12 protein-coding genes are annotated in these 11468 nt (G+C 69.0%); 5 read left to right on the top strand and 7 right to left on the bottom strand.

Annotated elements, in window-relative coordinates:
• Positions 1 to 140 precede the first annotated feature (140 nt).
• Both ACIA75_RS02055 and ACIA75_RS02050 read left to right on the top strand, forming a co-directional pair.
• Positions 141 to 1124, top strand: a complete 984-nt coding sequence (locus ACIA75_RS02055) for a LysR family transcriptional regulator (protein ID WP_397098929.1) — start codon at positions 141 to 143, stop codon at positions 1122 to 1124.
• Positions 1125 to 1325: 201 nt separating this feature from the next.
• Entirely contained in the window at positions 1326 to 2459 is a 1134-nt protein-coding gene (locus ACIA75_RS02050) for a CHAP domain-containing protein (protein WP_397098927.1), read from the top strand.
• Positions 2460 to 2531: 72 nt separating this feature from the next.
• Here ACIA75_RS02050 and ACIA75_RS02045 read toward each other — a convergent pair whose 3' ends face one another.
• The 6 genes from ACIA75_RS02045 to thiO form a co-directional block, all read right to left on the bottom strand.
• The gene (locus tag ACIA75_RS02045; RefSeq protein ID WP_397100843.1) at positions 2532 to 3296 is read right to left on the bottom strand and encodes an adenylate/guanylate cyclase domain-containing protein; all 765 of its coding nucleotides are present in this window, start codon (positions 3294 to 3296) and stop codon (positions 2532 to 2534) included.
• 627 nt (positions 3297 to 3923) lie between these two features.
• Positions 3924 to 4691: an ABC transporter permease gene (locus tag ACIA75_RS02040; RefSeq protein ID WP_397098925.1), complete on the bottom strand. Its 768-nt coding sequence runs from the start codon at positions 4689 to 4691 to the stop codon at positions 3924 to 3926.
• A complete protein-coding gene (locus ACIA75_RS02035) occupies positions 4691 to 5683 on the bottom strand; it encodes an ABC transporter ATP-binding protein (protein ID WP_397098923.1) in 993 nt (330 codons plus the stop codon). Before ACIA75_RS02035 ends, ACIA75_RS02040 begins: the two co-directional genes overlap by 1 nt.
• A gap of 90 nt (positions 5684 to 5773) precedes the next feature.
• Complete coding sequence (locus ACIA75_RS02030) at positions 5774 to 6532, bottom strand: thiazole synthase (RefSeq protein WP_397098921.1); 759 nt, start codon at positions 6530 to 6532, stop codon at positions 5774 to 5776.
• Positions 6525 to 6740: a sulfur carrier protein ThiS gene (gene thiS / locus ACIA75_RS02025; RefSeq protein WP_397098918.1), complete on the bottom strand. Its 216-nt coding sequence runs from the start codon at positions 6738 to 6740 to the stop codon at positions 6525 to 6527. Before thiS ends, ACIA75_RS02030 begins: the two co-directional genes overlap by 8 nt.
• Before the next feature lie 131 nt (positions 6741 to 6871).
• Entirely contained in the window at positions 6872 to 7975 is a 1104-nt protein-coding gene (gene thiO / locus ACIA75_RS02020) for a glycine oxidase ThiO (RefSeq protein WP_397098916.1), read from the bottom strand.
• A 210-nt stretch (positions 7976 to 8185) separates the two neighbouring features.
• Between thiO and thiE the strand changes: the two genes are divergently transcribed.
• From thiE to ACIA75_RS02005, 3 genes are all read left to right on the top strand, one after another.
• Entirely contained in the window at positions 8186 to 8884 is a 699-nt protein-coding gene (gene thiE, locus ACIA75_RS02015) for a thiamine phosphate synthase (RefSeq protein ID WP_397100841.1), read from the top strand.
• A gap of 401 nt (positions 8885 to 9285) precedes the next feature.
• Positions 9286 to 10452: a sensor histidine kinase gene (locus tag ACIA75_RS02010; protein WP_397098914.1), complete on the top strand. Its 1167-nt coding sequence runs from the start codon at positions 9286 to 9288 to the stop codon at positions 10450 to 10452.
• Between the two features lie 54 nt (positions 10453 to 10506).
• Positions 10507 to 11112, top strand: coding sequence for a response regulator (locus ACIA75_RS02005; RefSeq protein WP_397098911.1), 606 nt, complete (start codon positions 10507 to 10509; stop codon positions 11110 to 11112).
• A 124-nt stretch (positions 11113 to 11236) separates the two neighbouring features.
• Here ACIA75_RS02005 and ACIA75_RS02000 read toward each other — a convergent pair whose 3' ends face one another.
• Positions 11237 to 11392 (bottom strand): hypothetical protein, encoded by a 156-nt coding sequence (locus ACIA75_RS02000; protein WP_397098909.1) that lies wholly within the window; start codon positions 11390 to 11392, stop codon positions 11237 to 11239.
• Between the last annotated feature and the right edge of the window lie 76 nt (positions 11393 to 11468).

Raw genomic sequence — 11468 nt, 5'->3', positions numbered from 1 at the left:
GAGCCACACCCGGGGCAGTCCGGTTGTCGTCCCGGGGCGGCTTATAAGGTCATTTCGGCTATATATGACCAGGTGAAGTGCGGTAGGTCGAACAATCGACACGAGGGTTTCGACAACCGATGGATGTATCAGGAGGCAGGGTGACCGATCTGGACCTCGCGACTGTGCGGGCTTTCGTCGCGGTCACCGACCACGGGCAATTCGGGTCCGCCGCCGACGTGCTCGGCATCAGCCAGCAGGCGGTGTCCAAGCGGATCGCACGGCTGGAGAGCCGGCTCGGGATCGCGCTGTTCGACCGCGTGCCCACCGGCGCGGTACCGACCGCTGCGGCCCGGCGGTTCATGGCGCACGCCCGGGCGCTGCTCGCCCTCGCCGACGAGGCGGTCGCCACCGCTACTGCCCGGCGAGGGCCATTGCGCGTGGCGATTCTGGGGGAACGGCTGGCGGAGATGCGGGCCATGCGGTTCTATCTGGCCCGCCACCCTGAGGCCGAAGTCGAGTTCGTGCAGTCCAACGCGTATGTCACCTCCCGCGACGCCTTGCTCGGCGGTCGCGCCGATGCCGCGTTCGCCCGGGCGCAGGGCGGTCTCCGGGCACTACCCGGCCATATCGCCGCGGTCCCGGCCTATCTCGACGCGCTACATCTGCTTGTCGGAAAGGACAACCCCTTGTCCGGCCGTAGTGCCGTGACCCTCGCCGAGCTGGCCGGTCATACCGTTTGGGTACCGGGCGCGGCCGTCCCGTCGGAGTGGTCCGATTATTACGACTGCCTCAGCCGGTTCAGCGGTATCACCGTAGACCGCACCCCGCGTTCGGAGCTCTTCCCCGACGCCGGCACCTCGCACGGTCCGGCACCGATCGAGGCGATGCTGGAACACATAGCCGCATCCGACTCCCTGTCGACCTTCAACGGTGAAGGCTTCGAACTACCCTGGCATCCCCATATCCGCCGGGTCCGGATCATCGACCCGACTCCGGCGTATCCCCATGCGCTGCTGTGGAACAGCATCGACCCGCATCCGGGACTGGCGGCCCTGATTGCCTACTTCCGGGACAGCTACAACTCCGACGCCGCCTCCGACTGCTGGATCCCCGGCCCCGACCGAGCCCTTTTCATGCCGTGACGCCCCGGTCCCAGCGACTTGTGGTGCAGCAACTTCTGTTTTGGAATATCGCCAATGCCGGGAATGTCCGATACTCGATGCATCTGTGAGGGTGACTGCCGGGTTGGCCGGCGGCCTGGATGAGTGCGCTCACGAGGTGCTGATGAGGTTCGAACGCACGCTGGTCATGGGGGTCGAGGCCGACCTGGTGTGGGTGGTCGGATGACGACCCGTGCAGATCTGGAAATCGATCTGGATCCGCCACCGGCGGCGCGGCCGGGGGCGGTCGCCGTCATCGAAGCCGTCGAAGAGTGCATCCAGGGGCAGGTCCTGTTGCTGGCGACCAACGACACGAGTTACGACCCGGATCTACTGGCCTGGTTGCGTACCCAGGGCCTGCTCAGCTCGGGCGGGCTCGACGCACCGGAGGGGGAGTCGGTCATGGCCGACCGGTACGGCGAACACCACGGCCGGATCGAGGACGAGACCGACGAGATGCGCCGCCGGAACGATTCGGTCAACAACTCCACTGTCAGCGCATTCGACACCACGAACCAGACCTTCCAGGACATCATGTCGAAGGTGGAGGCGCTGCAGGACGAGTTGGCGCAGGCGCCGGGCCCGGTAGAGGGCGAGCAGCACATGCCTATCGACGCGGAATATGCGCTGATCAGAAGTGCCCTGACCACCCTCGACGATGTCATCGGCTTGGTCGACGATGCGCAAACTGGTATGGAAACCCATGCGGAAGAGATCGATCGCTCCAACCCGTACACGGGTAATGGAGGCAATTCCGGAACCTCGGGCGGGTCTTCGCCGTCGAACTATCACTCGGTGACGGCGGCAAGTGATGCCAAAGTCCTTGCCGTCGGGGATGCCCCCAACGATATCGTCGCCTTCGCCCGGAAAGAACTCAACCGGGGTGTGGGCGAATTCGGTGAGGACAATCTCCGCTATCTCGATCGTCGAGGTGGTAAGCCGGATTACGACATCGGCGGTGCCTGGTGTTCCGCGTTCGCTACCGATATGTGGAAGCGGGCGGGCTACAACGTTGATTGGACGTACAAAGATCGTGTTCAGACGGTCTGGAACGATGCCAACGCCATGGGTTTGAACCGTCCTGAGGGTGAGGCCCCGCAACCGGGCGACCTGATCGTCTTCAAGTGGAGTGACGGCGGCGATCACATCGGGATCGTCGACCGTGTCGAGGGCAACACGGTCCACACGATCGAAGGAAACTCGAGCGACTCGTTGACGACGAGAAAGTACTCACTGAACGACCCGGAAGTGGTCGGATATGTGCGGCCACCCGCGGACGAACCGGCGCCGGAACCGTCTTCTACCGTCGCCGTTTGATTCGCGTACGGCCGGGGACCCGGAAACGGTTCCGACAGCTTGCCCGGCTGGAGTCCCGCTCCCGCGGTCCGGCTAGGCCGAGCTGACCCGGTAGATCCGCAGATCCTCCGGGACCCCGTTGAGCGGGGCGGCGAAGAAGCTGCGCCGGTAGGGGCGGGCGGTGTGCCCGAGTTCGGCGAGGGTTTCCGGTTCCAGGGCGGCGAGGGTGGATTCGGAGATCATCATCCGGCCGTTGCCCGCCGCTTCCATCACCCGGGCCGCGATGGTCACGTCGACGCCCAGCCAGTCGCCGCCGATTTCGCGTGGTGAGCCCGTGTGCAATCCGATACGCATCCGGGGCCGGTAACTGCCCACGGCGATGTCGGCGAGGTTGCGCCGCGCCGCGATCGCGGCTTCTACCGCGCGGTCGGCGGAGGGGAACACCGCCATCACCCCGTCGCCCATCCGTTTGACGACCTGCCCGCCGCGTTCGGCGATGGGCGGTTCGATCGCGCGGGCGACCTTGCGCAACAGGTCCAGGGTGGCTTCGTCGCCGGCGGTCAGCGACCAGGACGAGAACGAGACCAGGTCGGTGAACATCACGGTCATTTCTTCGGTGCCCTTGCCGCGGCCCAGGCGTTCGAGCATCGCCTGCCATACCTGCAGGGCGCCGAAGCCGATCTCGCGGGCGGCGCTGGGGCTGTCTCCGACGAGCCGGTCGGCGGCGCGGGCGACGGCGCGGGCGCCACCGGGGCCGGTGACCGAGAGCGGATCGCCGAAGGCCGGGTCACCGGGGAGTTGTTCGCGTGCTTTGCGCAGGACCTCGATAACGTCCGGACGCTGGTTCGCGCGGTTCATGAACGCGGAGAGCGGGCCGATCCGGGGCCGTTCGGTGGTGGCGGTCGCGGGGCCCTCGGCGGTAACGCGGCGCTGCCGCCCCCGGGTCTGCGGCGACCGCACGGTGGCCGGATCGCCGTTCTCCGGGACGGGGGTCAGCTCGATCGCCGGGCTCTCGCCGCCGGTCTCGGTGCTGCTGTCGACCTCCGGCTCCGGCGATGCGCTACCGGAGGGTTTCTCGTTCACGCCCCGAGGGTATCTCAGGGGGTCGGACGTGGGGGGAGTGCTGAGGATCGTCACCTGTCACCTCTCTATCGGAGGAGTGCGGCACGCCGTTGGGTCCGCCGATGGAAAACGTGTGGTGCCTTGCCCGATCTCGATGGTAGCGACGGCCGTGCGGCCGGAGGTGAACTCCCGGTTACTGATAATCGGCGTTCGTGGGCCGGGGTGCCGGTCGCGCATCGATGATCAGGACAAATGACCAGGATGTGATTACGGCCACCGGTCCGGCGCGCGGCGCGCCGGACCGGTGGTACGTGCACCCCGGCGACCGGGCAGTGGCCGCCGAGGGCGCGGGATGCGCGAATTCTCCCGACGAGGTCGCGCACCCTACCCGAGCGGCGAGGGAAGCGGCTCGGGCGGCTCGAGTCAGGCGTCGCGCCGATTGACCACCAGTAACGCGATGCCGGCGACGACTGCGACGAAGGCGGTGAAGTAGGCGAGGCTGCCCCACGCACCCCAGTGCCAGTTCGCCGAGGACAGCGACTCGTCCATCGTCGCGAAACGGCTCGCGTTCTGGAACGGCAAGAACGCGCTGATCTCACGTCCCACCTTACCCAGTGCTCCGACCAGGGGTTCGATGATCAATTGCCACAAAACGATCAAGGAAATCGCCGCGGCGGATTGCCGTACGAGCACGCCGACCGCGATCGCCAGCACCACATTGAGGAAAGCGAGGATCGGTACCGCGTACAACGCTCGCCAGTTGCCCTCGAGTATCAGCGTCGTGCCCGCGTCCCCCGCCACCGCCTTGGCGACGGCATAGGCGGCGAAGGCCAGGACCGTGGTCAGGACTGCCGCGTAGACGCCGACCAGCACCGCTTTCGCGCCGATGACCAGCGTCCGGTTCGGCACGGCCTGGAACGTCGTCCGGATGATGCCGAACCGGTATTCGCTGGTCACGGTCAGGGTGGCCATGATGGCCAAGACCATGACCCCGAACCCGGTGATACCGAGGAACGCGGTATCGACCGTGAGTGCGGGTGCGCCGGAGGCCTGGGGGTCGTCGGCGGCTATCCGCCCGATGAGACCGAACAGCGCGGCGAAACCGACGGCCAGCGCCACCACGATCACCGAGCACCACCACGGCGAGCGGGTGGAGGTGAGTTTGATCCGCTCCGCGGCCAGCACACCCATTACTTCGTACCTCCCGTGAACAGCGGCTCGGTCTCCGCCGGCTTGTCCACGACGACCGTGGCGTCCGCCGCGGACCCGATCTCGCCGTGGTACTGGACATCCCCGCCGGTCATCCGCATGAACGCCTCCTCCAGCGAGCCCCGCTGCGGGGCCAGCTCGTAGAGGGTGATGTGGTGCTCACCGGCCAGCGCGCCCACGGCATCGCTGGTCACGCCGTTCACGACCAGCGCCGCGCCGTCGGCGTTGCTGTCGTTCTGTTTGACCGTCATCCCCTGCGAGGTGAGCAGGCTGCGTAGTTCGTCGAGCTGCGGGCTGCGCACCCGCACCGAGGACTCCGACGCGCGTTCGATGAACGCCGAGGTGGTGGAATCGGAGATGAGCCGGCCCCGGCCGATCACCACCAGATGATCGGCGGTCTGCGCCATCTCCGAGAGCAGGTGGCTGGACACCAGGACGGTGCGGCCCTCGGCGGCCAGGCGCTGCATGAAGCGCCGGATCCACAGGATGCCCTCCGGGTCGAGGCCGTTGACCGGTTCGTCGAACAGCAGGACCTTCGGGTCACCCAGCAACGCTCCCGCCAGGCCCAGCCGCTGCGACATCCCGAGTGAGAACCCGCCCGCGGATTTCCCGGCGACCTCCGACAGGCCCACCAGCCGCAGCACCTCCTCGACCCGCGATTTCGGCAGATCGTTGGAGACGGCCATCCATTCCAGATGGGCGCGTGCGGAGCGGTTCGGATGGACCCATTTCGCATCGAGCAGGGCCCCCACCTCGCGCAGTGGGTGGCGTAACTCGGCGTAGGGTCTGCCGTCGATCAGCGCGGTACCCGACGTGGGCCGGTCCAGGCCCAGGATCATCCGCATAGTGGTGGATTTACCGGCGCCGTTCGGTCCGAGAAAGCCGGTGACCTGACCGGGTTGCACTGTGAAGGTCAGGTCCTGGACCGCGACGGTCTGCCCGTAATGCTTGGTCAAGCCCCGGACTTCGATCATGCCGACCAGCATGCCCTATTCCGGGGACCCTCGCGTCGCCCGATGGTCGCGACCCGCGGTCATCCTGGAGGATGAGACATCCCCCAGGTACTACAACTCAGGTGACGACGCCTGAGCCCAAAAACGCTTGGGTATCCGGCCCGCCTCGCGTGCGCGATGCCCGGCTCGCACCGCGTCGGCCATGGCAGCGGCCATCAGCGCCGGTTGCCGGGCACGGGTGACCGCGGTGGCGAGCAGGACCGCCGAGCAGCCGAGTTCCATGGCCAGCGCGGCATCGCTCGCGGTGCCGATACCGGCATCGAGGATGACCGGCACCCCGGCGCGGCTCACGATCATCTCGATATTGTGCGGATTGCCGATCCCGAGGCCGGTACCGATCGGGGCGCCGAGCGGCATCACCGCCGCGCAGCCCGCATCCTCCAACCGGCGCGCGAGGGCCGGATCGTCGTTGGTGTAGGGCAGCACCGTGAAACCGGCGTCGACCAGCTGTTCGGCCGCATCGAGAAGTTCGATGGGGTCCGGCAGCAGGGTGCGGTCGTCGGCGATCACCTCGAGTTTGACCCAGGTGGTGTCCAGCGCTTCGGCCGCCAGCCGGGCCGTGAGCACGGCTTCGGCGGCGGTCCGGCAGCCGGCGGTATTGGGCAGCGGTGCGATATCGAGCCGTTTCAGCAGATCGAGTACACCGGTGCCACCGGCCGAGTCGACCCGGCGCATGGCGACGGTGGTGAGCTCCGTACCGGAGGCGAGAAGCGCTTCCTCGAGGACGGTCAGGTTCTCCGCCCCGCCGGTGCCCATGATCAGCCGGGAGCCGAAGGTGCGGTCCGCGATCCGCAGCGGTTCGTCAGCCACCCTGGACCGCCGTCAGCACATCGATCTCCCAGCCGCGTCCGACGGGCTCGTCCCAGCGCGATTTGGGGAATACCGCGCCGTTGACCGCCAGCGCCACGCCCTGGCACGGCAGTTCCAGCCGTTCCAGCAGCTCACGGACGCTGAGCGGAGTGCCGAACTCGTGATCGGCGCCGTTCACCGTGACGCCTATCGGAGTCGCAGACATCATTGAGAATCCTCCTAGGGATCGGTGCATGTGGTCAGCGGAGGCCGGAGCGGAGGCGGAGGTAGCGCATCATTGAGAATCCTCCTCGGGATCGGTGTATGCAGTCGGCGTAGGCCGGAGCGGGAGGTATCGCATCATCGAATTCCTCCTGAGGGTGTGGACGCCGTGAACCGGCGCGGATCGGCCGCCGCGACCTCGGCCAGCGGCTGCCCGCCGAGTTCGGCGAGTACCGCGTCGGCGGTGAGCGCACTGGTCAGCATGCCATTGCGGCCGTGCCCGGTGGCAGCGATCACGCGGTCGGACAGCCGGCCGATCAATGGGAGATTATCCGGGGTGCCGGGTCGTGATCCGGCACTCGCCTCGGTCAGCTCGTATTCTCCGATCCCGGGCAGCACGGTTTCGGCGTCGGCGATCAGGTCGCGCACCCCGGCGACGGTGACGGCGGTATCGAAACCGGCCTCGTACTGGGTCGCGCCGATCACCACCCCGTCGTCGCGGGGCACGAAGTACACGGGCCGCCCGTGGACCCGGGCCCGCACCACGCGCGTGGGCGGTGGTTGGGTACCCGGACGCTGCCGCAGGCGCAGGATCTCGCCTTTCACCGGCCGGACGGGCAGACCCGGCCAGAGCGCGGCCGATGCGGCGCCCGCGGCGAGCACGATCCGGTCGTGGTCGAGTTCCGCAAGGTCGCGTACCTGGGTGGGGCGCACGGTGACCCCGGCTTCACCGGCGGCTTTGCGCAGCGCGGTGACCAACCGGCGGTTGTCGACGGCGGGTTCGGCGGTGGCGAGGAGCCCGGCTCGGACGGTACGGGCCAGCGCCGGTTCCAGCGCCCGTACTCCGGCGCGGTCCACCAGGCGCAGATCGTGTCCGTGCCCGTTCACCCAGTCGGCGATGGTGCGCAGGTCGGCGGCGTCCGCGCCGTCCTGGGCGATCGTCAGCGTCTCACCGGCCACGAAGACATCCACACCGGTGACGGCCGCGAGCCGGGCCGCGAATCCGGGCCAGGCGGCCAGCGCCGCCGCCCCGAAGGCGAGAACCTCGTCTTCGCCGGGCCAGCCCTCGGACAGTGGTGCGAGCATTCCGCCGGCCACCCAGGAGGCGCCACTGCCCACCGCCGGATCGAAGAGGGTGACCGACCGGCCCGCTTCCGCGGCCCGCCAGGCCACCGCCAGCCCGATCACACCGCCGCCGACCACGGCGACGGTCGAACCGGGGGCGATTTCCGGCGCGGTCATCCTGGCCACCTCCTCCGGGGCATTCGATCGGCGTATTCGGGATCGGTGGTGAGGCCGGCGGCGAGCGGCCGGGACCGGGATGACACCGTGTCCGGCGGGTACCGCAAGCGGCGGTTCCGCGCCGGCAGCGCCCGCGCCGAGCGCGCGGATGTTCGCACTACGTTCCACCTCCTGCAACATTTCCACGTTAGCGCGGTTACCGTGGCAGTTGTGCAACCGTCCTCCGCTCGCCGACAGCTTTCGCCGCGCGATCGTCTCGCGACCGCCCGGCTGTACCTGTGCACCGACGCCCGCCGCGACAAGGGCGATCTGGCCGCGTTCGCGGACGCGGCGCTGGCCGGTGGTGTCGATATCATCCAGCTCCGCGACAAGGGGTCGCCCGGGGAGCAGCGGTTCGGTCCGCTCGAGGTCAAGGGCGAACTTGCGGCGCTGGCCGAACTGAAGGCGGCAACCCGCCGGCACGGCGCGCTGCTGGCGGTGAACGATCGCGCCGATATCGCGCTGGCGGCCGCCGCCGATGTGCTGCACCTGGGCCAGCAGGATCTGCCGCCGTGGTACGCCCGGCGCATCCTCGGCCCGGAGGTGGTGATCGGCCGGTCCACCAACGACCGGGAGCAGGCCCGCTTGGCCGCCGCCGACGAGAACCTCGACTACTTCTGCACCGGGCCGGTCTGGGCGACCCCCACCAAACCTGGGCGGCAACCGGCGGGCCTGGAGTTGGTGCGGGCCACCGCCGAGGCCGCGCCGACCCGGCCCTGGTTCGCCATCGGCGGTATCGACGGCGCGACGCTGCCCGAGGTCATCGCGGCGGGCGCCGAGCGCGTGGTGGTGGTGCGCGCGATCACCGAAGCCGCGGACCCGGAATCCGCCGCCCGCGAGCTGAAAGCCGCACTGCTCGCTGCCGACTGATCCACGGCTCGCCGGCACCGCCGTGACCTGTGATCAGGCGTGACCGGTGGACGCCGGCCGACGCCGTTCCGCGACGGTGGCATGACAATCGTCATGACCGGTCGATGACAGTCGTGGGAGGTGCCGGCCGCGCGCACCGGCGACAGTGGATCCATGACAACCACAGCGACGCAACGGGTTGCGCGACCGGCGGCAGGTCATACCGGCGGGAGTGAACCGGCCGCGATCGAATTGCGTGATCTGCGCAAGAGTTTCCGGATCCCGGGTGGCGGTGCGGTGCCGTTGCCCGGGGCACCCGGGTCTTCGGTACGGTCGGTCCTCGTGATCGACCACCACGCGGGCCGTCGGCACTCCGGCAGAGCAGGTGTCCTTCAAGGTCTTCGAGATCTTCGAGGTCGAGCATGAGCTTCCGAACCGTATTGCCACCATCGGCCCGCGTGTCCGGTTTCCTGGATCGGCGGGCCCGCACGGATATCTTCGGGGCCGGCGGTCGCCGCGGCTGGTTCGGTGCGCTGCTGGCGGTGATCTGGCTCGCGTACCTTGCTACTCCGGTCCTGCAGCTCTGGCGGCAACACGACCAGCCGTCCGCGGTAGCCGCGACAGTGGCGCTGGCCGGGTACGGGGTACTGATCGTCGTGGCGTTGGCCGGACTGCGCGGCACCGACCCGCGTGACCCGGCGTCGCCGCCCGCGGCGGACCGCAGGGTGTGGCCGGTGCTCGCGGCCATGGTGCCCTGCGCCGCCGTGCTGGTGGTGGTCGTCGGCGCCGCCGCGGTGCCCGCCGTCCTCTACATCGCCATCGTCGCTGTCCTCCGTCTCCCCGCCCGTGCATCCGGCTGGGTCTGTATGGCGGTCGTACTCGCGATATTGCTTCCCGCACTGGCTGTTCCGCGGCTGGCCGGCGTGCCGGTGTACGTGGCATTCCTGCCCGTGTTCATCTGGGCGGTACGGCAGATCGGGCAGCGAGGCGCCCGGCTGACGCAGCTGGCCCGCCGCCAGCAGGCCGAACTGGCCGTCGCCGGGGAACGTAACCGGGTCGCCCGGGACGTGCACGACATACTGGGTCATTCGCTCACGGTCATCACCGTGAAAACAGAACTAGCGCAACGACTTATGGATCTGGATGCCGACCGCGCCAAGGCCGAACTGGCCGATGTCGAACGGCTCGCCAGGGAGGCGCTGACCGGGGTTCGCGATACCGTCGGCGGTCTCCGCGAGGTGACGTTGCGCGGGGAGCTCGCCAATGCGCGCAGCGCCCTGACGGCCGCCGATATCGCGGCCGACCTGCCAGACCCGGCCCGGCTGCCCGCCGGAAACCACGAACTGTTCGGCTGGGTACTGCGCGAGGCGGTCACGAATGTGGTGCGCCACAGCGCCGCCCGGCGGTGCGCGGTCACCGTGACGCCGACGAGGATCGAGGTGACCGACGACGGCCGCGGGCTCCGTGCCGCCGCGGCCGGCTCCGGGCTGGCCGGGCTGCGTGAGCGGACCAGGGCTGCCGGTGGCACGTTGACGCTGTCGGAACCGGCAGGAGGAGGAGTACGTGTTGCCGTCACCGTTCCCGGCTGAGCCGGGATGCACTGGGCGCCGGATCAGCGTGTTCGCGCCACGAAAGGGCCGGGCATGATCCGGCTGCTGCTCGCCGATGACCAGGCATTGGTCCGCGGTGCGCTCGCCGCCCTGCTCGGGTTGGAATCCGATCTCGAGGTCGTCGCCGAAGTGGGCCGGGGCGACGAGGTCCTGGACGCCGTCACCCGCACGAAACCCGATGTGGTGCTGCTCGATGTCGAAATGCCGGGGCTGGACGGTGTCGAGGTCGCCGGTGTACTGCGCGCGAGATACCCCGAGGTGCGAGTGCTCATCGTGACAACCTTCGGCCGGCCCGGCTATCTGCGCCGGGCGATCGACGCGGGCGCCGGTGGGTTCGTGGTCAAGGACACGCCCGCCCGTGAACTCGCGGATGCGGTGCGGCGCGTGCATATGGGTCTGCGGGTCGTGGATCCGGCCTTGGCCACCGAGACCCTGACTGCGGGTACGTCACCGCTGACCGTCCGGGAACGCGAAGTCCTCGTCGCGGCGGCGGATGGGGCGAAGGCCGCGGTGATCGCGCAGCGCCTGCACCTGTCCGAAGGCACGGTGCGCAACCATCTCTCCGCGGCGATCGGTAAGACGTCGACCGGAACCCGCGCGGAGGCGGTCCGCGCCGCGGAACGCCTGGGCTGGATCTAGGGAGCGCGCCGGCCCTGCCCGGCGCAGAGGGGTAGGGCCGGCGCGGTCTTCGATCCGGCGGCCGGCCCGTTCGCAGGTCCGCCGCTGGGGGATTGCCCAGCCGGGAGGCGCCGGAAACCACCGATCACAACAGCCAGAGCACCGCGCCCACCACCGCGAGCGCGGCGCAGACGCCCAGACTGATCGCCAGCGGGCGCGAGTTCTTCCAGGTCGTATAGGCGCCGCCGATCAGGAATCCGGCGAGGGTGAACATCAGGACAACTGCGACATCGGTGGACACGGCACCCCATTTTGCCTGGTCGCTTCGGGTACCGGCGGCGCCGGGTACGGCGGGGGTCGCGAACTCGGGTGATGGA

Source organism: Nocardia sp. NPDC051750 (genome assembly GCF_044453135.1).
GTDB lineage: Bacteria > Actinomycetota > Actinomycetes > Mycobacteriales > Mycobacteriaceae > Nocardia.
The sequence above is the reverse complement of the archived record's forward strand: the minus strand, read 5'-3'. Positions and strand labels throughout refer to the sequence as shown.

Coding starts and splice junctions, on each gene's coding strand:
- ACIA75_RS02050 (WP_397098927.1), top strand. CDS start 1,326: ATGACGACCCGTGCAGATCTGGAAATCGATCTGGATCCGCCACCGGCG.
- ACIA75_RS02045 (WP_397100843.1), bottom strand. CDS start 3,296: ATGAACCGCGCGAACCAGCGTCCGGACGTTATCGAGGTCCTGCGCAAA.
- ACIA75_RS02040 (WP_397098925.1), bottom strand. CDS start 4,691: ATGGGTGTGCTGGCCGCGGAGCGGATCAAACTCACCTCCACCCGCTCG.
- ACIA75_RS02035 (WP_397098923.1), bottom strand. CDS start 5,683: ATGATCGAAGTCCGGGGCTTGACCAAGCATTACGGGCAGACCGTCGCG.
- thiS (WP_397098918.1), bottom strand. CDS start 6,740: ATGATGTCTGCGACTCCGATAGGCGTCACGGTGAACGGCGCCGATCAC.
- thiO (WP_397098916.1), bottom strand. CDS start 7,975: ATGACCGCGCCGGAAATCGCCCCCGGTTCGACCGTCGCCGTGGTCGGC.
- ACIA75_RS02010 (WP_397098914.1), top strand. CDS start 9,286: ATGAGCTTCCGAACCGTATTGCCACCATCGGCCCGCGTGTCCGGTTTC.
- ACIA75_RS02005 (WP_397098911.1), top strand. CDS start 10,507: ATGATCCGGCTGCTGCTCGCCGATGACCAGGCATTGGTCCGCGGTGCG.